The following is a 23,425-nucleotide window of genomic DNA, read 5'->3' as shown; positions in this document are numbered from 1 at the left end:
GAATTTAATGGATTACAAAAGACGTTCATTTCTTACATCATTAATTCAAGCAACAGCCGCAGCAACTGCGGCTGGAAGCATTGTTGCTGGATTTGTTGAAGAAAATAAAAACAAACCATTAACACTTCGCCCACCTGGTGCATTAGATGAAGAAGATTTTTTAAAAACTTGTATAAGATGTGGGATATGTGTTGAAGCATGTAAAAATAGAGACAACAAAGTAATAATTGATGGAAAAGAAATAGTTACACTAAAACTTGGCGCACCTGGAGACAATGTTCCTATTGGAACACCTTATTTTATTGCAAGAAGCGGTCCTTGTTTTATGTGTGATGACATTCCTTGTATGTATGCATGTCCTACAGGTGCACTAACGCCTGAAAAATGTAAAAATGAAAAAGGCGAAGTTGCAATTGATAATGCAAAAATGGGTGTTGCCGTAATTGATCCAAGTAGTTGTATAGCTTTTTGGGGGCTTCAATGTACAGCTTGCTATAGAGCTTGTCCTGAAATGGATAAAGCTATAACAATTGAATGGAAAAAAAATGAAAGAACAGGCAAACATGCTTACAGAATTCCTGTAGTCCATGAAGAAGCTTGCACTGGATGTGGTATGTGCGAAATGGCATGTGTTACAGAAATTGCAGCAATAAAAATATTCCCAAGAGATGTTGTTTTAGGAAAAGCTGGTGATAGATACGTTAAAGGATGGGATGAGAGAGACCAAGAAAGAGTTAAAGAAGCAAGTACTAAAACTACTACAAAAACAGGTAGAAGCCAAAAAAGTGCAATTGACTCTTTAAATGAAGGCATTCAATGGGATCAATAATTAAAAACAAATATCTCATCCTAAGACGTATTACACAATTTACTATTTTATTTTTATATTTTGCAGCACATTACTGGGGATGGAAAGTTTTAGTAGGAAATCTCAGTTTTTCTAAACTTTTTGATACTATACCTTTATCAGACCCGTATGCAGTATTGCAAATGGCATTTGCTGGTGCATTAGTAAGTATTGATTTAATTATTGGTATATTAATCGTGCTAATAATATATGGAATTATTGGTGGAAGAGCATACTGTAGTTGGGTATGTCCTGTAAATTTAATAACAGACCTAGCTGCTTGGGTTAGAAGAAAAACTCACCACGAAAAAGATAATTTAGTAAGTACACAAAAAATTAAAAAATTTAGATATGCTTTTATGATTATATTATTAATCATCTCTGCTCTTATAGGAGCAGCTGCGTTTGAATTTATAAGTCCTATTGGTATATTTACAAGAGGAGTAGCATTTGGTTTAGGGTTTGGTTGGGTTTGGCTTTTAATAATTTTCTTATTTGATGCATTTGTTTTAAAAAATGGCTGGTGTGGGCATATTTGTCCTTTAGGGGCAACATATAGTTTAATTGGCTCAAAAAGTATCATAAGAGTTTATCACAACAAAAATAACTGTACAAACTGTGGAAATTGTTTAGAAATTTGTCCAGAAAATCAAGTTTTAGCACCAGTTATCAATAAAAAAAGCGATTTTATTTCAGGAATTGAGTGTACAAATTGTGGAAGATGCATTGAAGTATGCAACGATAATGCACTAAAATTTTCTCTAAGATACATAATCAAACAAAAAGGAGATAAAAATGAAAAAAATAGCTCTAATTAGTGCTTCTCTAGCATTAATTTTATTTAGTGGATGTACATCAACAAAAAATGATACAAATAAAGTTTCAAGTCAACCTGTTGAAATTACCGGAGTTAGAAAAAGTGATTTAAATGCTGGAAGTGAAAATCTACCAGTAATAGAATATCATTCACAAGCACCTATTCCTGGAAAAGTAAAATCTTTTGAAAAATCATTTCCTGATGCACCTCCTATGATTCCTCATAGTGTAGCAGGTATGGTTCCTATTAAAGTAGGAAAAAATATGTGTTTAAATTGTCATATGCCTCAAACTGCAAAAGCATTGGGTGTTACTCCTATGCCAGAAGATCATTTCGTAGATAACTTTAGAGGTGATAAAAAAATAAGAAAAGTTGCAGGAAGCAGATATTTTTGTACAACTTGTCATACACCTCAAGCAAAACTTGACCCTGTAATAGAAAATAAATTTGAAAGTTTAAAAAACAAATGATAGATAAATCAAAAAGAACTCTTTTTAGGAGAATTTCTTCTCCTTTTAAATCTTTCATTTTTCCTCCATACTATGAAAAAAAAGAGAACTTTTTAAAGTGTATAGAATGTAAAACTAAAGATTGTTTAGTTGCATGCGATGAAAAGATAATTCATATCGAAGAAGAAAAACCAATAATAAAATTTGGAATAAATGGATGTACTTTTTGTAATGAATGTGCAATAGCTTGCAAACAAAATGTATTAGATACAAAGCATAAAAAAGAAAAAATAAACTGTGAAATGATTATAAATCCTTCAAAGTGTATCGCATGGAACCAAACAATCTGCTTTTCCTGTCAGGATATATGTGAAGAATCTGCTATAATATATAATGGATTATTTAATCCTGTAATAGATTTAAAAAAATGCACAGGGTGTGGATTTTGTATTAGTGTATGCCCTGTCGGTGCAATTGAAATAAAACCTATATAGGAGAAAAAATTGAAAAAAATAATATTTTTACTAATAGTGTCTTTTGCTTTCGCTATTACAAATTTATCTCCATATAAAAAAATAAAATATGAATACTATATTTCAAAAATTACCTTCAACAAAAAGTACCTTATTGCAGGTTTAGAAAATGGAAAAATAGTTATTAAAGATTTTAAAACTTTAAAAAATGTTTATGAGTTTAGTTTACCTAAAATTCACGATTTTATGGGTGAAATGATAGCTATGCCAATCTATTCTCTTGATATTTCTCCTGATAATAAAACACTATTAATTTTAGCAGAAGGAGAAGAGGCCTCAAGAGAATTTTTTTTATTTGACTTAAACTCAAAAAAATTAACAAAAGTTTTTAGCACTAAAAAAACTTTAATGAAAGCAAGATTTATAAATAAAAAACAAGTTTTCTTTGGATTTTTAAGCGATGAAGTGGCTTTATATGATATTTCATCAAAAAAATGGCTTTATATAACACAAGCAGGAAATTATGTTTTTTCTACATTTAGTTTAAATGAAACTAAATCTAAAGCAGCAATTGGTGATGAAAGTGGCTCAGTTAAAATTATAGATATAAAAACTGGTAATAAATTAAAAAAAATAAAAGGCTTTAATAAAGATAAAACTTTAAGTATAGATTTCAAAAAGAATTATATTATTAATAGTAGTAGTGATATGAGAGTTGCTATTTATACAGAGGATGGAAATACAAAAGCAACACTAAAAGTAAAATTTTTGCCTTATGCAGTAGCTTTATCACCAAGACTTGATACTTTTTCTATTCAATATGATGAAGCAAATAATATTATTGTATATTCTATTTATAAAAAAGCTCTTTTTAAATTACATGGGCACTCAATGGCATTAAATGGCATGCATTATTTAAACGAAAATGAAATAATCAGTTTTTCACCTGCTGAAATCATTATATGGAAATTAAAATAAAAGGAGTAATATGAATATTTCAAGCATAATAGTAAGAACTAAACCTGAAAATTATGATGTAGTTTGGTTAAATCTTAAAGAATCTCCTCTATGCGAAGTACATTTTGGAGCCAAAGAAAAAGGAATTATCATTATCACAATAGAAGGTGAGAATGTAGAAGAAGAAATTAAAAAATTAAATCAAATAGAACAGATGCCTTTTATAATTAGTGCAGATATGCATATGAGTTATTGTGAAGAAGAACTAGATAAAATGAAAGAAGAAATTAACTTAAATAAAACTATAGAAGAGTTAAATACAGATAAAAAAGCTGAAGAAATCCAGTACTTTGGCTCTCTAAAAGGAAAATATTAAACTTCGCCTTTTTTATCTCCACTAAAAAATAAAAACTTTATTTATATAAATCTAAATCAAACTTTTTATTGCTACGCCTAATAAAAATAATCATACTACTATATAGTGCATATTAATATTTTGGAATACAAGTTTTGACATTATTGTACTCATAAAATTTAAATATTAAAACCATATAATACCAATTCACAATTATACCAATTCCAAGATGTTTAGACACTTTAGTATAATAAAATTTAGTTAATCAAATACAATCAATTAAAGCATATACTTCTATTTAAAAACTATGACTATATTAGAATTGGTATTAGTTAATTTAAAAATGGCTAAAACTCCCATTATTTCAATACTTTTCATCATTTTCCATTGTCAACTGGTATTATATATTTTTTACTAAAAATTAAACTCTAAGGCACTTTTTAGACACTCTATTTTAATACAATACCAAAGAGAATATGTCTCAAAAAGGAGTAAAAATGAAAAAAATTCTAACAGCAGGATTAAGCGTTGCTGCAGTTAGTAGCTTAGCATTTGCAGCAAACAGCTTAGATGCAAACCCAAATTACCAAAAACTTAAAAACTTCCATCCACAAGGTGTAAGTAACGACCAATGTTTAATGTGTCACAAAACTACTGACCCAGGAATTGTTGCAGACTGGCAACATTCAAAACACGCAAAAGCAGGTGTTGGATGTGTTGAATGTCACGTTGTTCCAAAAGATTATCCAACTGCATTCAAAGCTCACCCAATGCAAGGAGCTAACTGGACAGTTCAAATTGCTGTATCATCTGTAACTTGTGCAAAATGTCACGCAAAAGAAGTTAAAGAGTATCTAAACTCAGGACATTCAAGAGGTGCTGCTCAATGGCTAGCTGTTAATGGAAGCAAACATGGTTATTTAATGACTAAACTAGCTTACCACTACGAAACACTAAAAGGAAATAATCCAAGTTTCGGTATGAGTGGTGAAAAATTAATGAAAGGTATTAGAAAAGATTTACCACTTGTAAGAGCAAATGAAAAAAATCCTAGAGTATCTGATCTATCTGTAGCTAACATCTGTGTTCAATGCCACGGTGCTATTGTTAAATTAGATAATCAAGGTAGACCAGATGCAGCTACTTGGCCAACTGATGGTATCGGTGCATTATATCCAGATGGTGGTGTAAGTAACTGTCTAAGCTGTCACAGCAGACACAAATTCTCTGCAGCAGAAGCAAGACAACCAGCAGCTTGTACAAACTGTCACTTAGGTCCTGACCATCCAGATAAAGAAGTATTTGAATCTTCAGTTCATGGACATATTTTTGAAACTAACCATGAAGACTATAATTTTGAAACAGGTGAACAAATTCCTGGAAAAACTTTAAGAGCTGCTACATGTTTTACATGTCATATGAGTGGAATCAATGGCCTTCAAGCAACTCACAACGTTTCACTTAGACTTAAATGGAACTTAACTGCACCTAGCAGTTTCCTAAAAACTGGTGGATATGAAACTGCAGGTTGGGCATTCTGGAATGGTGGAGGAAAAGTAAACTCTAAAACTGTTCTAAGAGGAAATATGAAATCTGGTAATCCTAACGGACCAGAAGCAGCTAGAGCTGATATGAAAAAAGTATGTATGGCATGTCACCAAGCTACATTTACTAACAACTACTTCCAAAGAGTTGATGCTCATGTAAAAGTTTACAATCAATACTTTAACTATGCTACAAAAATGCTAAAAGACCTAAAAGCAAAAGGTCTAATGAAATCTGATGTATGGAGCGATCCATTCTTCAAATTATACTACTACCTATGGCATCATGAAGGTAGAAGAATGAGACATGCTGCTGCTATGGGTAGCCCAGATTATGCACATTGGCATGGGGTATTCCAAGTAATGCAAGATATTAGAGAAATGAAAGATATTTATGATTACAGAATGAAAATGCTTAAAAAATACGGAGATCCTAAAAAAGTACTTGAAAACGAAGTTCCAATGCCAGTTGTTACTCACGAATAATTTTTCTGCCCTTTTGGGCTTTTTTTTGCTTTAACATAGATGTGACTGACACTTAACACTTTACACCATTCTTTAATACAAACCTTAAATATATCCTTTTTAACTTAACTACTTTGTAATTGATGATTGATAGCGGATAGTTATACCAATTCCAAGATGTTTAGACACTTCAGTATAATAAAATTTAGTTAATCAAATACAACCAATTAAAGCATATACTTCTATTTAAAAACTATAACTATATTAGAATTAGTATAACCAATAATAAATTTTACTTATAATACCAATTCCAAAATACCTAAGAACTTATATATAATAACTTTATGAGAGTAGTAAAATATAAAGAATTAATAAAAGAGAGTGTAGAAGAGTTGGAGGAGTTGTTAAGAAAAGAGAAAGATGAGAGAATTTACAAAAGAATAAAAGTTATTTATCTATTAAAGAAAACCCCAAATATTCAATTAAAAGATGTAAGTGAGAAGTTGGATATAAGCATACAATCAGTAAAGAAATATTGGGGATTATACAGAAGAGGAGGAATAGAGAATTTAAAACTTAATTATAAAGGGAGAATACCAAGATTAAATAAAGAAGAGTTTGAGAAATTCAAAGAAAAAGCAAAAGAAGGGTTTGATAGTCTAAAATCAATGCAAGAATGGATAAAGAAGGAATATAACAAAGAATTATCAATAAAAACAATAAGTTATTGGTGCAAGAAATTAGGTATTAAAAAAAAAGGGCAGACCTTCAAATATTAATAAAGATGAGAATAAAGTAAAAGAGTTTAAAGAGAGAAGAATTAAAGAAATAGTAGAGAATAATCCAAATGCAAGAATAAAGTTTTATGATGAGAGTAGATTTGGGTTGATAACAGATGTAGGAAGGAAATGGACAGCAAAAGGAATAAAGCCAATAATATCATATCAACAGAAATATGAATATTTTTATTTATATCAAGCAACAGATATAAAAAGTGAAGAAGATTTTTCAATGTATATGTCACATTTAGATAGTATTTGTTTTAATGAATATTTAAAAAACTTAAGTGAAAAATTTAGAAATGATAATATAGTTTTAATAATGGATAATGCGAATTTTCATAAATCTAAAAAACTTGATATTCCAAAAAATATAAAAATTGAATATCTTCCTCCATATTCGCCAGAGTTAAATCCACAAGAGAGAAGATTTGAAGATATAAAGAAATTTTTAAAAAATATAATATTTAAAACAATAGAAGAATTAGAAAAAAAGTCGAAGAAATTTTACTTTCATATACAAGTGAGCAAATCAAATCTTTGGTTTCTTATAAATATATTATAAAGGCTATGAATATATGAGAATTGGTATAATATCTTCCCATTGATACATTTTTGCCTCCTTTTTGGGAGGTATTTTACCATTTTATTAGATCGAACTCACGTTAATTATAAAACTGACTGAAGTTTACACTAGAAGTTTAATTAAATTAAATTATTCGTATCAATTGTATATTAGTAAATATTTTAAAAAATAAAAAAAGGGAAATTATTTTTTCCCGTATTTTTTAGCTGATTCTTCAATTTCTTTATCACTCATTGATTTTGCAATATTTACCATCATAGGATTTCCATTACCCTTTTTGTACTCTTTCATTTTTGCAACAATTTCTTCTGGTGTAAGTTTATCAAGTTTTTCAGCCATACCACCATTATGACACATTGCACAATCAGTATAAGCAAATGCAGCTGCTGCTATTACACCTAAAGCTAAAATTTTCTTCATACTTACTCCTTTTTTACAAAAATTTGACAAATATTATATCAATAATTTTTATTAATTGCAATTTTTTAAAAAACTTTATAAATCATATACAAACCAATAACAATTAACAGTAATCCGCTTATTTTTTCAATTATGCCAATATATTTTTTTAATCTTTCTATTAAGTTTAAACTCCAAACAGTAAAAAGTGCCATTAAAACAAATGGGGTTGCAAGACCTAATGTATATAATACCATCATAAGAATACTTTTTGCAGGTTCAGTAGCAGCCATTCCTACAATAGTTCCAAAAATAGGGCCAATACAAGGTGTCCATCCAAAAGCAAATGAAAACCCAAGTAAAAATGCTCCTGTATTTTGAAGATGAAGCCTTTTTTCAAATTGTAAAAAATTAAATCTATAAAATCCTCCTAAATGAATTCCAAACAATACAATTATTATTCCAGCAATTACACTAAACCATTTATTAGCAAAAATATTTCCTATTAAATTGGCTGTAATAGCTCCTATCAATATAAATACAATGGCAAATCCAGCTATAAAAGCAATAGAATTTAAAAATATTTTAAACTTTTCAGTTTTTGTAAGTTTTTTTTCTTGAAGTTCTTTTGCACTAATTCCTGTAATATAAAAAAAATAAATTGGCACAAGAGGTAAAACACAAGGAGATAGAAAACTTAATAGTCCTGCAATGTAGCTAACAATAAAAGGCATTTTATCAAAATAGTCAAACAGTGAATAACTCAAATCCTCAAACATTTAATTCCTTTTTAAGTAGTAATTGGTATATTTGTTAATTGGTTATTTGTGTATTTTTAGAGTTTAGTTTTTTATAAACCCTAAATCCTATATCCTTATTTAGTCAGTGTCAATATTAACTTTCATTTTTTAATTCCTGTGCTAATTCGTATGAATTTTTTATACAATCATTAAAACTAACCCCTTTATAAGCATTGCCACTAAGTATTACATTTGCTTTTTTTGCTTCTTCAAAAATCTCTTCAACTAATTTCTGATGTCCTAATGAATAATTTGGAATTGCATATTTATGCATCTTAATCCAAGTAAATTTAGGATTTTTTGCGCCAGTTATTTTTTCTACATCTCTTTTTACAATTTCAATAATTTCTTTTTCACTTAAATCCTTAATCTCAGGATACCTTGCACCTCCAAGCATTACACGAATTCCATTTCTATTTGGGAAAATATACTTATCCATTAAAATTCCAAGGCTTTTTTCTTTTACTGTTAATATTCCAAAACTTATAGGCTCAACCTCCTCATAATCAAATCCAACAATTGCCACAGGATTGTATTCTATTTTTTTAAGAAGAGAAGACAATTTTTCATACTTTTTTAAAATCTTAGCTGCTTCGAAAGTAGGAGTAGTAATTACTACTTTATCAAAATCTTTTAATTCATCAATATCCTCTATCTCTTTTTTTATAAATTTAGCATTTGTTTTTTCTTTTAATTTTTCTATAAACTCACTCATACCCCATTCAAATGAATGAAGCTCACCACTTGGCTGACCACCTCTTTTTAATTTAAACATTGCTTTAAATAAACTTCCATACTCACACTCTATCTTTTTAAGTTTAGGAAAAGCAGCATTCATTGAAGTTTTTTCAGGAGTAGAAGCATAAATACCAGCAAGCATTGGTACCATCATTCTTCTTGTAAACTCTTTACCAAGTCTTCTGGTCGCAAACTCTTCAACACTCTCTTCCCTATCACAAATTGGCTCCACAAAAAACTCCATTGCAACTCTAAGCTTTCCTCTTAAACTTAAAATATCACTTTTTAAAAAATCAATGGACTTAGTTGGAATTTTTATAAGTTTTTCATCATAAATATATCTAATTTTGCTATTTTCATTTGCTTTTATAGGCTTAATACCTATCTCTTCACATAGTTCTAAAGTCTTTGGAGAATTACTCAAAAAACCATTAACTCCCTCTTCTAAAAGATAACTATTTACTTTTTGAGTATAAGCCTTTCCTCCCCATTTATCTTTTTCAAATACAGTTACATCATAATCATTTTGTAAATAATATGCTAGTGCTAGTCCACTAATTCCCCCTCCTACTACTGCTAGTTTTTGCATAGTTTCCTCCTAATAAAAAAGATTAAAATTCCTCCAATTATCATAATACTGCTTAAAATTTGCCCCATTGTCAAATGATCTATAATAAATCCTAGCTGAGGATCTGGCTCTCTCCACTGTTCACACAAGCTTCTAAAAAATCCATAAAGAATTAAATATAGTCCAATAAGTTCACCTTTACATTTATAAAATTTTTTATAAAATAAATAAATAATTAGAAATATTACAATTCCCTCAAAAAATGCTTCATAAAGTTGAGACGGATGTCTTAAAACTCCATCAACATATATTCCCCAAGGGACATCGGTCACTCTTCCATATAATTCTTGATTTAAAAAATTTCCAATTCTTCCAAATGTATAAGCAAGAGGTACTGAAAGAGCCACTACATCCACCAGTTTCCATAAATCAATCTTTTTAATTTTACAAAATAAAAGCGTAGCTATAATAAATCCAATTACTGCACCATGATAGCTCATTCCACGAATTCCAACAAGTTTTCCATCTACAAAAGGATTAAACATTTCCCAAGGATGAAGAAGATAATAGCTATTATCAGGCACATAAAAGATAAAATACCCTATCCTTGCCCCAAGTATTATACCAATCTCAGCCCAAACAAAATATTCATCAATTACTTTTCTATCAAACCCTAACTTTTCCCCAAATTTAACAGCTAAAAAATACCCTAAAACAAGAGCAATAATATACATTAAAGCATACCAGTGAACTTGAAAGCCAAAAAGAGAGAAAGCTACTGGATTAAAATGTTCATAAATATGTTGCCAGTACTCAATCATCAATCGCCTCGGCAATAATCTCTAACGGATGTTTAAATAGTTTATTATCCCCTACTTTATCAAGATGTTCTGTTATTTGCATTCTACAAGCACTACATTCTGCACTTACAATTTCAGCATCTACTTTTTTTATCATCTCTGCTTTAATAAAACCTTCTTTTTGTGCTAAATGAAACTTTTCACTTTGAATAGTTATACCACCAAATCCACAACAAACATCTGGGTCTTCCATTTCTCTAATTTCAGCTACTTTTGAAATAAGAGATCTTGGCTCTTTTCTTATATTAAATACCTTTCCAAAATGACATGCATCATGATAAGTAACCTTAGTATATTTGTCAATATTTTTTAATCTATCTTTAAGGTCAGTATATTTATAAAGCCACTCTGTAGTTCCAAAAATTTTATTTTGAATTCTTTTATATCTCTTTAACCACTCTTCATCCATATAATGTCTTATATACTCTTCATAGTCTTTCTTCATCATTGCTGTACAAGTCGCTTCTGGAATTAATATAGCTTCTACCTCATCAATAAAACTTTCAAAATATTCTATATTTTTTTTAATCAAATACTCAGTTGTATCAAAGTCTCCTGTAAAATATGCAGGTGCTCCACAACAAGCCTGTTTTTTTGGAATAAAAATATCAATATCTAAAAATTTTAGGATTTTAACTAAAGCATCACCAACTTCAGTATAATTGTAATTAGCAAGACAACCTATAAAAATAGCGATTTTTCTTTTACCGCTTGCCTTTATGTTTTCTGGATATTTTTTAAGAAATGTTTTTTGTCTAAAAGCAGGTAATAATCTTCCTTTATGAAGTAAAGGTAAATTAAATCTACTTCTAATTGATTTTTTTTCTTCTTCTATTTTAAAACTACATGTTTGAAAATAAAAACCAAGTTTACTTACTAAATCATATGCCCATCTGTGTCTAAGTAAAAAGAAAAAAGCCTTCTTCCACCATGCAATACCATACTTTTCAGCTACTTTCTTTCTTGCATTTTCTATCATAAAATCAGTTGGAAGTGAGTTTGGACACACTTCTACACATTGATTACATAAAAAACAACTCTCAACTGTATCTTTAAATGTTTTATCAATAGGGATGTATCCTTCTTCCACACCTTTTAAAATATCTAAAAAACCCCTAGGACTTGTGGCTTCATCAGGATTTACCCTGTGTATAGTACATCCAGGAATACATTTACCACATTTTATACATAAATCACTAACTTCACTAAACTTAAACACATCTAGCCTTTTTTAGTGCAATTTATCAAATATTAAGTTTATTGTCAATCCACTAACTTTCTCTCATTGAATTTAATCTATCAGCTTTACTTCCTATTGATGTAATTTGAATACCAAAGTTTCCATCAACAATTACAACTTCACCTTCGCCTATTTTTTTATCTTCTATTAAAATATCAAGAGGTTCATTTGCAAGTTGGTCTAATTCCACAATACTTCCAATATCCATTGATATTACATCTTTTAAAAGCATTGTTTTTTTACCTATACGAACTCTTAATTGTAATTTAACATCCATTAACATTTCAAGCTGTTTAACTTCTTCACTAAGTTCTTTTTTTTCTTTATTGTTACTATTATTTGAAGTAACTTCTTCTTCATCTTTAAAATTAGATACAAACTCTTTATCCATTAAAAAATAACAATTTTTTTCTATATCTTTTATTTTACAATCAAGTACTAATGCATGAATATAACTCGAAAAATTTTCATTAGTTTCTAAAAAAGTAGCATCTTTTATATCAAAATGTAAATCTATAATATCATTTTGAGCCTCAAGAGTAGAAGAAAGTGAGCCTAAAATATTTGAAACAATTTCTTTTGTAGCATCTAAATCATCTTCATCAACTTCCGTTTTTGCAACTCCTTCTCCTCCTAGCATCATATCAGCAACTGCAGTTGCAACTTCAGGATAAATAATAAAAGCAACTTCGCCTTTTGGTGAAACACTAGCTGTTACCTTTACAAAAGGAGGATTAATTTCAGGTATTTTTTCAATCGATTCTTTTATACCAACTTCAGGTGCAATACCAGTTAGACCTTCAATTACTGACTTTATTTCATTGACTAAAATATCAAAAAATTCATTCACCACTCTCTCCTGTATCACTAGTTATTTGTTCTAATTTATGTTTTCTTTTTTCTTCTAGTTTTTCTAAAATTTCCTTAACTTCATCATGTTCTGTTCTTAGAATTTCTCTTATTCGAAGAGCTCTTCTATATCTTCTAACACCAAAATCTGCTATAAATTTTTCTCTTCCATCAACCTTTACTACAACTGTATCATCAGCTGGACGATTAAGTTTTATAATATCCCCTTCACTTAGTTCCAAAATCTCTTTCATATCAAGTTCTGCATATCCAAGTACTGCTTCAATTTCTACTTTTGCTCCTCTAAGAAGTGCTCTTAATTCTTTATTCCTTGATTTTCTACTACTAGTTTCACTAAGCATTAAATCTCTACTAGCAAGCCTTGGAAGTAAACTCTCAATTGTAATAACAGGATAACAAATATTCATCATACCACTAGTTTGACCTATTACAATTTCCATAACAACCATTACAACAATTTCATTTTGAGCTACAATTTGAACAACATTAGGGCTACTTTCTTTTGCTTCAATAACAGGATACATATCCATAATAGGTGCCCAAACTTCTCTCATATTCTGAGTTATTACTCTTAAAACTTGATCAAGTAAGTTTAGTTCAATATCTGTAAATTCTCTAGTATTTTCAAAAGGAAGACCAGGACCACCAAGAAGTCTATCTATCATTGGAAAAACAATACTTGGGTTTAGTTCAACTACACCTTTTCCATCAAGAGGTTTTAGGGAAAAAACATTAAAAGATGTTGGAGATGGAAGACTCATAAGAAATTCGCCATACGTCATCTGATCAACTGAGTGTAAATGAATTTCAACTATACTTCTCATAAGAGAAGAAATATCACTAGCTAAGCTTCTTGCCATTTTATCATGAATTGCTCGAATACTTCTTAATTGTTCTTTACTTACCCTATTTGGGCGTTTAAAATCATATAATGTTACTTGACGCTGTTCAAGAATATCAGGAATTTTATCAAGCTCATCAGGAGCAATATCTTCTTCTTCAACAACTTCAAGAAGTGCGTCAATTTCTTCTTGAGATAAAATTTCAGCCATTTAGTTTTTCCCTTATTTTTCTAAGTACTTTTTTGTGGATCTGAGAAACTCTGCTTTCAGTAACTCCTAATATCTCACTAATTTCTTTTAATGATAACTCTTCAAAATAATACAGTTGAATGATTAATTGTTCTTTTTCGCTAAGTTCATTTAAAATTTTTTTAATAATTTCAATTAATTCTTCTTCTTCAACTTTCTTAGAAACATCTTCAAAATAGTTCAATTGATCTTCTATTGGCATAACTGAATAAATATCACTTGCGTTCCTAGCTTTCCTAACCTTTTCTATATCCAAATCCAAAATACTAGCAATCTCTTCATCACTTGGCTCATAACCATGATGAGCCATAAATCTGTCAATAACCTTATCTATCTCTTTTATAATCTTCCTATCCCCTCTGCTCACAGTATCAAGATTTCTTAGAAAATCCAGCATAGAACCATATATTCTTTTTTGAGCATATCCCCAGAAATTATCATTTTTTGAAGCATCATATCTATGTGAAAGTTTTACAAGCTCTTCAAATCCAATAGAAACTAAATCATTAAAATCAACTGAACTTGGAAGTCTTTCTTTAAGTTTAGCAGCCATTGCTTTTACAGCTGGCATATAATCAATAGCAAGAGTATCTCTATAAGCTTTTATTGTCTCATTATAAGGATTTTTTGAGCTCATTTTTTATTCTTTCTTAGAATTTCTAATTCCTCTTCTTCAATTTGTTTTATAAATTCATAACTTTTAAGAATAAAATCTTCTTTTTTTTCTAATTCTTTAATTTGCATATCTAAAATATTATCAATTTCTATTTTATTAAAAAAAACTATTTTTTTAACATCAATATATTTCATATAAAAAGCTACACTTCCAAGAGCTATTAAATAAAAAAGAAGTGTTATAGCAATTGTAGCAAATAAAAAATTACTAATTTCAAAATCCTTCAAAATTGAAAACGCAATCCCTATAAAAAACCCGCTTGAAGCTCCAAAATAGATAAAGTTTTCTCCTCTCATCTCCTCCCTTTTTAAAAGCCAGAAAATATTTTTCTAAAAAACCCTGCTAACCCTTTATCTTTATCAAGCACTTTTCGTTCCGAAATTTTAGCTATTTTCTTGGCAATCGAAAAAACTTGTTCAGAGACTTGTAAATTTGGAAAAACTTTTGTAAATAACTCTCTTTTTGTAGAAGCAGTAAAAATATATTTGTCCTTTTTTATAAATCCAAGCATTAAAAGCCGAAAATTTTCTCTCAAATTTTGTTTTGCAACTTTTAAAATTTTACTAAATATATTATTTGCCTCTTTCTCAGAACTTACCTCATTTAATATCATATACGCTATATCTCTTTTTTCACTTATAACTTTAATCATAGCATATGCATCTGTTATTGCAGCTGGTTCTGGAACTGTTACTACTATAATATCATCAGCAGCATCTAAAAAAAGTTGAACTCTTTTATCAATACCAGCACTAGTATCAATTAAAAAAAAGTCAAAGTCTTCAAAAAAATCTAGTTGTGCTAAAAAATTATTTAAAACAATTTCATCTGCAAAATTTATAATTTCATCTCCACTATCACCTGGAATCAGTACAAATCCCTTTTCAATTTCAACTGCTATATCTTTTAATTCACACTCATTTTTAAGTACGTTTAATATATTTTTTTTAGGTGATACTCTAAGCATTACATCTAAATTAGCAAGCCCAATATCTGCATCAAAAAGAGCTACCTTAAATCCAAGTGAATGAAGAGCATATCCTAAGTTTGCTGTAAGAGTGGTTTTCCCAACCCCTCCTTTTCCACTAGTAATTGCAATTACTCTAGTTTTTAATTTTTTATTACCTTTTTCTTCTTTTAATAATTCTTTTAGTTTATCAGCTTGAGTTTTCAACTAAGCTCCTTATTAAGAATACCTTTTAATATATAATCTGAGTCTGCAACAATTAAATCATCAGGTACTTCTTGTCCTATTGAAAAATAACTTATTGGTTTTTTAGTATCAAGAAGCAATGAAAAAATATTTCCATAACTTCTTGTTTCGTCAAGTTTCGTAAAAATAAATGTATCTATTGGCAAAATAGAAAAGTTTTTATAAATATCAATTAAATCTTCATATTTTGTAACAGCTGAGAGTACTAAATTTACATTAATTTCAGCAAATGAATCAACTTTTAAAAATGAGTTTATTTTTTCTATTTTTTCTTTGTCGTGTTGTGAACTACCTACAGTATCTATTAAAATATAGTCATTATGTCTTAAAGTATTCAAAGCTTCCTCAAAATCATTCGGGTCTACTACCGTTTCTATTGGTAGTTTCATCATTTTTGCATAAGTCATTAACTGTTCTACTGCACCTATTCTATACGTATCAAGAGTAATTATTCCAACCTTATGCCTCCTAGATAATTTATAAGCATATCTTGCAGCAAGTTTTGCAATAGTAGTAGTTTTACCAACTCCAGTTGGTCCAACAAACATCATAATTTTTTTATGAGGAGATTTTATTTCTCTTTCCATTCTAATTAGAATCATTTTCTTAAGAAGTGTATGAAAATATCTTTTTATCGTTTCTCGATTTTTTCTCATCTTAATTGGCATATATTTAATAGTAAGTTTCATAATCTCATCAAGATGTTTATAATGCATTCCACTAGCACGAGAGAGAGCATAAATTTCACTAAACTCAGGAGGCAAATCTAAATCTTCTTTATGAGCAATATCCCAAACAGCAGCTTGAAGAAATTTTAAAGTATCTGCAAGCTTTGAAAATTCTTCTTTTAAAAGTTTAATCTCATCATCTTTAGGAGGTTTTAAATTATTTTTATTTTCTCTAATCCCATCATTTACTGTCTTATTAATTTCTTTAGCAACATTTGAGAGTTTAAGCATAACATCATCTACATTTCTTTCTTTACTAGCATTAGAAGTTTCCTCAATAGCTACTACTATCTCATAAAGCCCAGGCGAAGTTAAAGTCTTCCTTTTAACCTCTTTACTAGAGACTATAACAGCATCATCACCAAGTTCTGCTTTTATTTTGTTTAATGCCTCCGAAAAAGTTGGTGCAGTATAAGTCTTAAGTTTCAATTCTATCCTTTAACACCAAAGGTACAAGCACTGAGTCTCTTGTCTTAAAAAATGGATGAGGTATTTTTAATTTTTTTGTATTAACTTTTATATTATTATACAAAATTATATCCAAATCTAAAGTCCTTGGAGCATTTTTAAAACTTCTAATTCTTCCAAATTTTTTTTCTGCATGCTGTAATAATTTCAAAAGTTCATTTGGAGATAAATTTGTACTTATTACCATAATAGTATTATAAAACCAAGGCTGTTTTAAATATCCAAATGGAGGATTTTTATATATAATTGAGGTCTGAATAACATCAATTTTTGGATGAGATAAAAAATAAAGATAAAGTTTTTTAAATCTTCTAATACAATTCCCTAGATTACATCCAACCCCAATTAAGGCTTTGTTTTTTTTATTTGATTTTTTGATTTTTGCTGGAAAAAAAGTTGTTATGATAATTTTCTTTTCATTTTTACTATTCATTTTTCACTTTCAATTTCGTATTCATAACTTTACTATTTTTTCTACCTGGAACTTGGAACACGGAACTTGGCAACTTCTTAAGTTTTCCATTACTTAGGCATACCTCTACTAGCAATATACCCATAAATTCTTCTAATAATTCTTTTTATAATAGGAGTAGTGTCTTTTTTCTCCAAAGCTCTTCTTATAGCATTAAAATCTCCAAGATATTTGGCAGTTTTATATAAAACACTTCTTATTTTACTAATATTCATAATCCCCTCCTTGTATATTAGTTGATTGGTTATTTGTTATTTCTCACCTGGAACTTGGCAACTTAGTTTCACTTTTCACTTAATATAACGCATTTATCCTCTTTTATCATTACCATATCTTCAATTCTTATTCCAAATTTTCCTGGAATATATATACCAGGTTCAACTGTAAATACCATACCATTTTGAATAGGGGTTGTGTTTTTAGAGTTAACATATGGCCACTCGTGAATATCAAGCCCAACCCCATGTCCTAGAGAATGAACAAAATATTTTCCATATCCTGCTTCTTCTATAATATTTCTTGCTATTTTATCAAGCTCATTTATTGGAAGTCCAGGCTTAATAGCTTTAATTGCTGCTTCTTGAGCTTTTAATACTACATCATAAATTTTCTGAATCTCTTTTGGAAAATTTTGTCTTTTATCCATAAAAATTTCTTCACCTACATAAATTGTTCTAGTTCTATCAGAACAGTATCTTTTATACTTAATTCCAGCATCTAGAAGTAATAAATCACCTCTTTTTAATCTTTTTTCACTAACTTCAGCGTGAGGTTTTGCAGCATTTTCATTAATAGCTACAATAGGTTCAAAACTAAGCGCTCTTGTACCTCTATTAGTTAATTTTTCTTTAAATCTATAAGATAACTCATACTCATTAATACCAACCTCTATTTCTTTTTTAAATTCTTCAAAAGCTTCAGCTCCAAGCTTTACTGCTGTTTTTATTATATTAAGTTCATTTTCATTTTTTATCATTCTTTTTTTATGAGAATAAAAAGGCTCTTCTTGCAAAGTAACAACTCTTGATAGAGTTGTAAAGTCCTTTTTATTCCAATTAGTCGGGTCAATTATTAATTTTTTAGGTCTATGTTTTAAAATAAGTTCTTTTGCTTTTTTTATCAAGTCTCTTGATTCTATAACCTCAACATTTTTTGCATTTTCTTTCGCATCAAGAGTGTATCTACCATCAGTAATAATATAGCGATTATCATTTACACTTAAAAAAATAGCATTATCACTACTCCACTCACATTCATAATATATTTCATTTTCTTTATTTAATATGTAATTCATTAAATCCCTTTGTTTTTTTGTTAATAGAGGTTAAGGTATATTTATAATAAAACTTTTAATACCTATAAAACCTATAATACTTATAATACTCCTACAACCTCTATAACTTCTAACTACCTCTAACTATTTTTTGCCTTTGCTTGAGCTTCTTTTGCCATTTTTATTTCATTTAAAATCTGAATCATAGCAATAAGTGCTAAATGATAGCTATATGGCCCAAATCCTGTAATTGTCCCAGCCACTACATCAGATATCATAGATTTGTGTCTAAATTCTTCTCTTGCTGCGATATTGCTTAAATGCACTTCAATTGCAGGAAGATTTACAGCTTTTAATGCATCTCTTATAGAAATTGATGTATGAGTTAGGGCTGCTGGATTTATAATAATCCCATCAACTCCCTCATTTAAACACTCTTGAATAGTATCTACAATATCACCTTCATGATTTGATTGATAAAATTCAATATCAAACCCATTTTGTTTTGCAAAAGCTTCCATATTTTTATTAATATCTTTAAGTTTCATTGGTCCATAAATATTTACTTCCCTAATCCCTAACATATTAAGATTTGGCCCATGTATTACTTTTATTTTCATTAATTCTCCTTTTTTTATGTAATTTTACTATAATTTAAAAAAGATTAAAGGAGAAAAGTTGATCAAACTAAAAGCCTCATATATTTTGCTTATGGATGAAAAGTATACAATACTAAAAGATGCTGAAATTTTATTTGATAAAAAGATTATTGAAGTTGGTCATAATTTACCAAAATGTGAAAAAGAAATTGACTTAGGGACTAATTCTGTAATTATGCCAGCATTAATAAACTCTCATACTCATCTTGAATTTAGTCATAATAAAACACATCTTGAATATGGTGATTTTATTATATGGTTAAACTCAGTACTTAAACATCGTGAATCACTTTTTGTAAACTGTAAAGGAGATTGTTTTAAAAAAGCAATTGATGAAATGAAAAAAAGTGGAGTTTGCGCTTTTGGAGAAATAAGTTCAACTGGTGATGATTTAAAATATATTAAACATTCTCCTTTAAAAATTGTTTATTTTAATGAAATAATTGGTACAAACCCAGCAGCTTTGGATATACTTTATCAAGATTTTCTCGCAAGACTCGATGAATCTTTATCAATTCAAAATGAAAAATTTAAGGTTGGTATTTCTATTCACTCTCCATATTCTGTGCATCCAATTTTGATAGATAAAATAATTGAAATTGCAAAAACAAAAAACTTACCAATTCAAACCCACTTTATGGAAAGTAAGGCTGAGAGACGTTGGCTAGATGAAGGAGAGGGAGAGTTTAAATTATTCTTCGAAAAACACTTTAAAAACGCAAAACCTTTAATAAAACCTCTTGAATTTATAGAAAAATTTAAAAACACAAAAACAACTTTTATACATTGTGTATATGCAAAAGATGAAGAATTTGAAAAAATAAAAGAAATAAAAGCTTCTATCGCTCATTGTCCTATATCAAATAGACTACTTAATGTAGGTCTGCTTGATTTAGAAAAAGTAAAAAACAAATCAATAGATTATTCAGTAGCGACTGATGGACTAAGTTCAAATTATTCTTTAAATCTATTCAAAGAAATACGTACAAGCTTACTTATGCATATAGGTCTCCATCCAAAATATCTTGCAAAAGATTTATTAAAAGCAGTTACAATTAATGCAGCAAAATCTTTAGGACTTAATAATGGTTCGCTTGAAACTGGAAAAGATGCAGATATTATTACTTTTAAATTACCTAATATTGTGAAAGATATATCTAACTTACCTCTTCAAATAATTCTTCATACAAATGAAGTAGATAAATTATACATAAATGGAAAAGAGGTTTAACCTCTTATTCTTATTCTAATTAGTTTGTTTATTTGTTATATCTATAATCTCTACTCTCCTATTTAACGCCCTATTTGTTGATGTTGTATTAGGAACTAAAGGATATATTTCACCATACCCTTTTACTATTATTCTATTAGGATCAATTTTATAAACTTTTACCAAAATATTTTTAACAGCTTCTGCTCTTTTTTGAGATAGCATTAAGTTATGTCTTTTACTTCCTATATTATCAGTATGACCTGCTACTTCAATTTTAAGCTTAGGATTTGCTTTTAAAATTTTAGCTACTTTTTTTATCTCATCATAGTATATCTTTTTTATCTTCCAACTATTAAAATCAAAATTTATCCTAAGAGTAGTAATTACTGGACAACCATTATGATCAACTGTTAAATTTTTAGGAGTATTTTTACACTTATCTTGCAAATCAGAAACACCGTCTCCATCACTATCTTTAGGAAGTTTATATTTAACTATTTCTTTTACCACTACTTTAGGCTTATCTTCTTTTTCACTTTTCCATCCTGCAACTTTAATATTACCTGCTAAATCTACTACACTTGTAGCCATAGGTTTATCAGCACATCCTGCTATAAAAAAAACCATCATCCCTAAACAAATATACTTTTTCATAATTTCTCCTATATTAAGATTTCTCTTTGGCCTTTTGCATTAGGAGGAGATAGTATTCCTACTCTCTCCATTTGTTCTATTATATTTGCTGCTCTATTATATCCTATCTGAAGTCTTCTTTGAAGATAACTAATACTTGTTCTTCTCTCTTTAAGAATAATTTCTTTTGCTTCTTCAAATAATTCATCTACATCATCAATATCAGTAGGGGCATCACTTTCATTTTCAATTGTAGAAATTATAGTGTTATCATATTCAGGTTCTCTTTGAGATTTTAAAAATTCAACCACTTTTTCAATTTCTTCTTCACTAGTAAAAGGAGCATGAAGTCTAAGAAGACCTGTAATACCTGGAGGAGTAAAAAGCATATCTCCACGTCCTAGCAAACTCTCTGCACCAAACTGGTCTAAAATCACCTTACTATCAACTTTTTGACCTACTTTAAATGAAATTCTACTTGGAAGATTTGCTTTAATAAGTCCAGTCACTACATCAACACTTGGTCTTTGAGTAGCTACTATCAGATGTATTCCACTAGCTCTGGCCATTTGAGCAAGTCTTGCAATTGCATATTCTACATCTTTTCCACTTGTCATCATTAAATCAGCTAACTCATCAATTATAATTACAATATATGGCAGTCTCTCTTCTTTAGAAACTTTTTTATTAAAACTCTCAATATTTTTAACTCTCATTTTTGCCATAAGTTTATAGCGTCTCTCCATCTCTTTTACCATTGCATTAAGAGCAGTTATTGCTTTTTTTGACTCGGTAATAACCGGAGTTAACAGATGTGGAATATCATTATAAATAGAAAATTCTAGCATTTTTGGATCTATCATTACAAACTTTAATTCATCTGGAGAATTTCTATAAAGAAGCGAAAGTATCATAGCATTAATACCTACACTTTTACCACTACCAGTAGTCCCTGCAATTAAAAGATGAGGAAGTTTAGCCAAATCAGTTACAAAAGGATGTCCTACTATATCTTTTCCAAGAGCTAAAGTTAAAGGAGATTTTGATTTTTGAAAAATTTCACTCTCTAGAATTTCTCTAAGATAAATTGTCTCCATTTCATCATTTGGTATTTCAATACCAACTACATCTTTTCCAGGAATTGGAGCCTGAACACGAATAGACTTGGCTTTTAGAGCCATTGCTAAGTCATCTTGTAAAGATAATATTTTACTCACTTTAATATTAGGAAGTGGCTTAAATTCAAAAGTAGTTACAACTGGACCTATATAATATCTTACTACATCACCTTCTATTTTAAATTGCTTTAACTTTTCAAGCAAAATTTTTATTTTTTTATCAATTTCAGCTTCATTCACTTCTCTTTTTTTCTTAGGAGGTTTTTGGAGTATATCAAGTGCAGGGAACTTCCAATCTTTCGGTTTTTCTCTCTCCCCTACTTCAATTTGAGAAAGTAATTTTTTTGTATCTTCAAGCTCTTCAACATGAGTGACTTTTTTTACATCCTCTTTAACCTCTAATTTTTCTTGAGTGTCACTGTTTAGTTCATTTTCTTTTTTTTCTATTTCTTTTTGAGCTTCTATCTCTTCTGAAGTATCTATTTTAGTTTCTTGAATATTTATTTCAAGTTCTTTCTCACTCTCATCAAGTAATGGAAAATCTTGCGTTTCAAAACTACTCTCAAGAGTTTTGTTTTCATTATTTTTTTCTTTTTTTTCTTCTTCTATATAAGTTCTTTTACTTTCTTTAGAATAACTATTTTCAATAATATTTTCATTTTTAGATTCCTTTTCTTTAGACAAACTTACTTTTTTTAATTTTATAAACTCAAAAATTTTATCTTCAAAAATCAAAAAAACACCCCAAAACCCAAGAATTATTATTAAAATAGAAACTCCAAAAATACCTATGTACTGTTTTAAAGTATTAACAAAAAGATTACCTATTACTCCTTTTTCAAAAAGAAGTGATTGTAAAAAAAGCACATCAAAAAAGAGAATAATACTTCCCAAAATTTTTATGGAGTTTTGTGAGTTAAATTTATTAAAATAAAACATATACAAAATATAAAATAAAAATAAATCAAATATAAAAGACAAATACCCAAAAAGCTTTAAATTCAGCTCTCCCAAAAACTTTCCAAAAACTCCCACATAACTTGCATTTGGAATTACATTTGATACAAAAATATACACTATAGCTCCAAGTAAAAAGACAAAAAAAGATTTTCTTAAAATCCCATATCCTTTTTT

The 23,425-nt window shown here is 28.9% G+C and carries 27 protein-coding genes; 10 read left to right on the top strand and 17 right to left on the bottom strand.

The genetic code is table 11. The features are described from left to right. The first annotated feature begins 7 nt into the window (after nucleotides 1-7). From napG to ACYQ1U_RS00185, 9 genes are all read left to right on the top strand, one after another. Entirely contained in the window at nucleotides 8-829 is an 822-nt protein-coding gene (gene napG, locus ACYQ1U_RS00225) for a ferredoxin-type protein NapG (protein ID WP_459883147.1), read from the top strand. Then, complete coding sequence (gene napH / locus ACYQ1U_RS00220; RefSeq protein ID WP_459883146.1) at nucleotides 817-1,665, top strand: quinol dehydrogenase ferredoxin subunit NapH; 849 nt, start codon at nucleotides 817-819, stop codon at nucleotides 1,663-1,665. The genes napG and napH overlap by 13 nt, the downstream gene beginning before the upstream one ends. After that, a complete protein-coding gene (locus ACYQ1U_RS00215; protein ID WP_459883144.1) occupies nucleotides 1,643-2,134 on the top strand; it encodes a nitrate reductase cytochrome c-type subunit in 492 nt (163 codons plus the stop codon). Before napH ends, ACYQ1U_RS00215 begins: the two co-directional genes overlap by 23 nt. Continuing rightward, a complete protein-coding gene (locus tag ACYQ1U_RS00210; RefSeq protein WP_459883143.1) occupies nucleotides 2,131-2,607 on the top strand; it encodes a 4Fe-4S binding protein in 477 nt (158 codons plus the stop codon). Before ACYQ1U_RS00215 ends, ACYQ1U_RS00210 begins: the two co-directional genes overlap by 4 nt. A gap of 9 nt (nucleotides 2,608-2,616) precedes the next feature. Then, nucleotides 2,617-3,564 (top strand): WD40 repeat domain-containing protein, encoded by a 948-nt coding sequence (locus tag ACYQ1U_RS00205; RefSeq protein ID WP_459883141.1) that lies wholly within the window; start codon nucleotides 2,617-2,619, stop codon nucleotides 3,562-3,564. A gap of 10 nt (nucleotides 3,565-3,574) precedes the next feature. Next, on the top strand, nucleotides 3,575-3,919 hold the full coding sequence (locus ACYQ1U_RS00200) for a chaperone NapD (RefSeq protein WP_459883139.1): 345 nt from the start codon (nucleotides 3,575-3,577) through the stop codon (nucleotides 3,917-3,919). Nucleotides 3,920-4,395: 476 nt separating this feature from the next. Beyond that, nucleotides 4,396-5,928, top strand: a complete 1,533-nt coding sequence (locus ACYQ1U_RS00195) for a multiheme c-type cytochrome (RefSeq protein WP_459883137.1) — start codon at nucleotides 4,396-4,398, stop codon at nucleotides 5,926-5,928. A 323-nt stretch (nucleotides 5,929-6,251) separates the two neighbouring features. Beyond that, nucleotides 6,252-6,686 carry a helix-turn-helix domain-containing protein gene (locus tag ACYQ1U_RS00190; protein ID WP_459883135.1) on the top strand — a complete coding sequence of 145 codons (435 nt, stop codon included), beginning with the start codon at nucleotides 6,252-6,254 and terminating at the stop codon, nucleotides 6,684-6,686. After that, nucleotides 6,682-7,251 carry an IS630 family transposase gene (locus tag ACYQ1U_RS00185; protein WP_459886331.1) on the top strand — a complete coding sequence of 190 codons (570 nt, stop codon included), beginning with the start codon at nucleotides 6,682-6,684 and terminating at the stop codon, nucleotides 7,249-7,251. The genes ACYQ1U_RS00190 and ACYQ1U_RS00185 overlap by 5 nt, the downstream gene beginning before the upstream one ends. A 204-nt stretch (nucleotides 7,252-7,455) precedes the next feature. On the opposite strand, the gene ACYQ1U_RS00180 is transcribed toward ACYQ1U_RS00185, so the two are convergent. The 15 genes from ACYQ1U_RS00180 to aroQ all read right to left on the bottom strand — a co-directional run bounded on the left by ACYQ1U_RS00180 (nucleotide 7,456) and on the right by aroQ (nucleotide 19,288). Continuing rightward, nucleotides 7,456-7,692 carry a c-type cytochrome gene (locus ACYQ1U_RS00180; RefSeq protein WP_459883134.1) on the bottom strand — a complete coding sequence of 79 codons (237 nt, stop codon included), beginning with the start codon at nucleotides 7,690-7,692 and terminating at the stop codon, nucleotides 7,456-7,458. A gap of 65 nt (nucleotides 7,693-7,757) precedes the next feature. Further along, nucleotides 7,758-8,450: a cytochrome c biogenesis CcdA family protein gene (locus tag ACYQ1U_RS00175; protein ID WP_459883132.1), complete on the bottom strand. Its 693-nt coding sequence runs from the start codon at nucleotides 8,448-8,450 to the stop codon at nucleotides 7,758-7,760. Between the two features lie 115 nt (nucleotides 8,451-8,565). Further along, entirely contained in the window at nucleotides 8,566-9,798 is a 1,233-nt protein-coding gene (gene hemG / locus ACYQ1U_RS00170; protein WP_459883130.1) for a protoporphyrinogen oxidase, read from the bottom strand. Next, nucleotides 9,786-10,595, bottom strand: a complete 810-nt coding sequence (gene lgt / locus ACYQ1U_RS00165; RefSeq protein WP_459886328.1) for a prolipoprotein diacylglyceryl transferase — start codon at nucleotides 10,593-10,595, stop codon at nucleotides 9,786-9,788. Before lgt ends, hemG begins: the two co-directional genes overlap by 13 nt. Continuing rightward, nucleotides 10,591-11,856, bottom strand: a complete 1,266-nt coding sequence (locus ACYQ1U_RS00160; protein WP_459883128.1) for a (Fe-S)-binding protein — start codon at nucleotides 11,854-11,856, stop codon at nucleotides 10,591-10,593. Before ACYQ1U_RS00160 ends, lgt begins: the two co-directional genes overlap by 5 nt. A gap of 52 nt (nucleotides 11,857-11,908) precedes the next feature. Next, nucleotides 11,909-12,727 carry a flagellar motor switch protein FliY gene (fliY, locus tag ACYQ1U_RS00155; RefSeq protein ID WP_459883127.1) on the bottom strand — a complete coding sequence of 273 codons (819 nt, stop codon included), beginning with the start codon at nucleotides 12,725-12,727 and terminating at the stop codon, nucleotides 11,909-11,911. Beyond that, a complete protein-coding gene (gene fliM / locus ACYQ1U_RS00150; RefSeq protein WP_459883125.1) occupies nucleotides 12,720-13,799 on the bottom strand; it encodes a flagellar motor switch protein FliM in 1,080 nt (359 codons plus the stop codon). Before fliM ends, fliY begins: the two co-directional genes overlap by 8 nt. Beyond that, nucleotides 13,792-14,475, bottom strand: a complete 684-nt coding sequence (locus tag ACYQ1U_RS00145; RefSeq protein WP_459883124.1) for an RNA polymerase sigma factor FliA — start codon at nucleotides 14,473-14,475, stop codon at nucleotides 13,792-13,794. Before ACYQ1U_RS00145 ends, fliM begins: the two co-directional genes overlap by 8 nt. Continuing rightward, nucleotides 14,472-14,810 (bottom strand): hypothetical protein, encoded by a 339-nt coding sequence (locus ACYQ1U_RS00140; RefSeq protein WP_459883122.1) that lies wholly within the window; start codon nucleotides 14,808-14,810, stop codon nucleotides 14,472-14,474. The genes ACYQ1U_RS00145 and ACYQ1U_RS00140 overlap by 4 nt, the downstream gene beginning before the upstream one ends. Nucleotides 14,811-14,821: 11 nt before the next feature. Beyond that, the gene (locus ACYQ1U_RS00135) at nucleotides 14,822-15,688 is read right to left on the bottom strand and encodes a P-loop NTPase (protein ID WP_459883121.1); all 867 of its coding nucleotides are present in this window, start codon (nucleotides 15,686-15,688) and stop codon (nucleotides 14,822-14,824) included. Continuing rightward, nucleotides 15,685-16,884: a flagellar biosynthesis GTPase FlhF gene (flhF, locus tag ACYQ1U_RS00130; RefSeq protein WP_459883119.1), complete on the bottom strand. Its 1,200-nt coding sequence runs from the start codon at nucleotides 16,882-16,884 to the stop codon at nucleotides 15,685-15,687. The genes ACYQ1U_RS00135 and flhF overlap by 4 nt, the downstream gene beginning before the upstream one ends. Further along, nucleotides 16,874-17,356, bottom strand: a complete 483-nt coding sequence (folK, locus tag ACYQ1U_RS00125; protein ID WP_459883116.1) for a 2-amino-4-hydroxy-6-hydroxymethyldihydropteridine diphosphokinase — start codon at nucleotides 17,354-17,356, stop codon at nucleotides 16,874-16,876. Before folK ends, flhF begins: the two co-directional genes overlap by 11 nt. 89 nt (nucleotides 17,357-17,445) lie before the next feature. Then, nucleotides 17,446-17,610 carry a hypothetical protein gene (locus tag ACYQ1U_RS00120; RefSeq protein ID WP_459883113.1) on the bottom strand — a complete coding sequence of 55 codons (165 nt, stop codon included), beginning with the start codon at nucleotides 17,608-17,610 and terminating at the stop codon, nucleotides 17,446-17,448. A 68-nt stretch (nucleotides 17,611-17,678) separates the two neighbouring features. Continuing rightward, nucleotides 17,679-18,689 carry a M24 family metallopeptidase gene (locus tag ACYQ1U_RS00115; RefSeq protein WP_459883111.1) on the bottom strand — a complete coding sequence of 337 codons (1,011 nt, stop codon included), beginning with the start codon at nucleotides 18,687-18,689 and terminating at the stop codon, nucleotides 17,679-17,681. 119 nt (nucleotides 18,690-18,808) lie between these two features. Beyond that, the gene (aroQ, locus tag ACYQ1U_RS00110) at nucleotides 18,809-19,288 is read right to left on the bottom strand and encodes a type II 3-dehydroquinate dehydratase (RefSeq protein WP_459883108.1); all 480 of its coding nucleotides are present in this window, start codon (nucleotides 19,286-19,288) and stop codon (nucleotides 18,809-18,811) included. A gap of 58 nt (nucleotides 19,289-19,346) precedes the next feature. Between aroQ and mqnF the strand changes: the two genes are divergently transcribed. Next, nucleotides 19,347-20,558 carry an aminofutalosine deaminase family hydrolase gene (gene mqnF / locus ACYQ1U_RS00105; RefSeq protein ID WP_459883105.1) on the top strand — a complete coding sequence of 404 codons (1,212 nt, stop codon included), beginning with the start codon at nucleotides 19,347-19,349 and terminating at the stop codon, nucleotides 20,556-20,558. A gap of 15 nt (nucleotides 20,559-20,573) precedes the next feature. Here the strand turns inward: mqnF and ACYQ1U_RS00100 are convergent, their stop codons facing one another. Together ACYQ1U_RS00100 and ACYQ1U_RS00095 are read right to left on the bottom strand one after the other, a co-directional pair. Further along, nucleotides 20,574-21,194, bottom strand: a complete 621-nt coding sequence (locus tag ACYQ1U_RS00100) for an OmpA family protein (protein WP_459883103.1) — start codon at nucleotides 21,192-21,194, stop codon at nucleotides 20,574-20,576. Between the two features lie 8 nt (nucleotides 21,195-21,202). Continuing rightward, a complete protein-coding gene (locus ACYQ1U_RS00095; RefSeq protein ID WP_459883100.1) occupies nucleotides 21,203-23,368 on the bottom strand; it encodes an FtsK/SpoIIIE family DNA translocase in 2,166 nt (721 codons plus the stop codon). Nucleotides 23,369-23,425: the final 57 nt, after the last annotated feature.

The sequence above is a fragment of the Caminibacter profundus genome, from assembly GCF_054657155.1.
Note: the sequence above shows the minus strand (reverse complement) of the source record. Positions and strands in the feature narration are given on the sequence as shown.

What these genes read in the sequence shown, in the direction of transcription:
- fliM (WP_459883125.1), bottom strand. Translation starts at nt 13,799, where the DNA reads ATGGCTGAAATTTTATCTCAAGAAGAAATTGACGCACTTCTTGAAGTT.
- ACYQ1U_RS00195 (WP_459883137.1), top strand. Translation starts at nt 4,396, where the DNA reads ATGAAAAAAATTCTAACAGCAGGATTAAGCGTTGCTGCAGTTAGTAGC.
- ACYQ1U_RS00210 (WP_459883143.1), top strand. Translation starts at nt 2,131, where the DNA reads ATGATAGATAAATCAAAAAGAACTCTTTTTAGGAGAATTTCTTCTCCT.
- ACYQ1U_RS00145 (WP_459883124.1), bottom strand. Translation starts at nt 14,475, where the DNA reads ATGAGCTCAAAAAATCCTTATAATGAGACAATAAAAGCTTATAGAGAT.
- ACYQ1U_RS00120 (WP_459883113.1), bottom strand. Translation starts at nt 17,610, where the DNA reads ATGAATATTAGTAAAATAAGAAGTGTTTTATATAAAACTGCCAAATAT.
- ACYQ1U_RS00175 (WP_459883132.1), bottom strand. Translation starts at nt 8,450, where the DNA reads ATGTTTGAGGATTTGAGTTATTCACTGTTTGACTATTTTGATAAAATG.
- napH (WP_459883146.1), top strand. Translation starts at nt 817, where the DNA reads ATGGGATCAATAATTAAAAACAAATATCTCATCCTAAGACGTATTACA.
- ACYQ1U_RS00140 (WP_459883122.1), bottom strand. Translation starts at nt 14,810, where the DNA reads ATGAGAGGAGAAAACTTTATCTATTTTGGAGCTTCAAGCGGGTTTTTT.
- ACYQ1U_RS00190 (WP_459883135.1), top strand. Translation starts at nt 6,252, where the DNA reads ATGAGAGTAGTAAAATATAAAGAATTAATAAAAGAGAGTGTAGAAGAG.
- aroQ (WP_459883108.1), bottom strand. Translation starts at nt 19,288, where the DNA reads ATGAAAATAAAAGTAATACATGGGCCAAATCTTAATATGTTAGGGATT.
- ACYQ1U_RS00215 (WP_459883144.1), top strand. Translation starts at nt 1,643, where the DNA reads ATGAAAAAAATAGCTCTAATTAGTGCTTCTCTAGCATTAATTTTATTT.
- napG (WP_459883147.1), top strand. Translation starts at nt 8, where the DNA reads ATGGATTACAAAAGACGTTCATTTCTTACATCATTAATTCAAGCAACA.
- ACYQ1U_RS00200 (WP_459883139.1), top strand. Translation starts at nt 3,575, where the DNA reads ATGAATATTTCAAGCATAATAGTAAGAACTAAACCTGAAAATTATGAT.
- ACYQ1U_RS00115 (WP_459883111.1), bottom strand. Translation starts at nt 18,689, where the DNA reads ATGAATTACATATTAAATAAAGAAAATGAAATATATTATGAATGTGAG.
- folK (WP_459883116.1), bottom strand. Translation starts at nt 17,356, where the DNA reads ATGAATAGTAAAAATGAAAAGAAAATTATCATAACAACTTTTTTTCCA.
- hemG (WP_459883130.1), bottom strand. Translation starts at nt 9,798, where the DNA reads ATGCAAAAACTAGCAGTAGTAGGAGGGGGAATTAGTGGACTAGCACTA.
- ACYQ1U_RS00100 (WP_459883103.1), bottom strand. Translation starts at nt 21,194, where the DNA reads ATGAAAAAGTATATTTGTTTAGGGATGATGGTTTTTTTTATAGCAGGA.
- ACYQ1U_RS00180 (WP_459883134.1), bottom strand. Translation starts at nt 7,692, where the DNA reads ATGAAGAAAATTTTAGCTTTAGGTGTAATAGCAGCAGCTGCATTTGCT.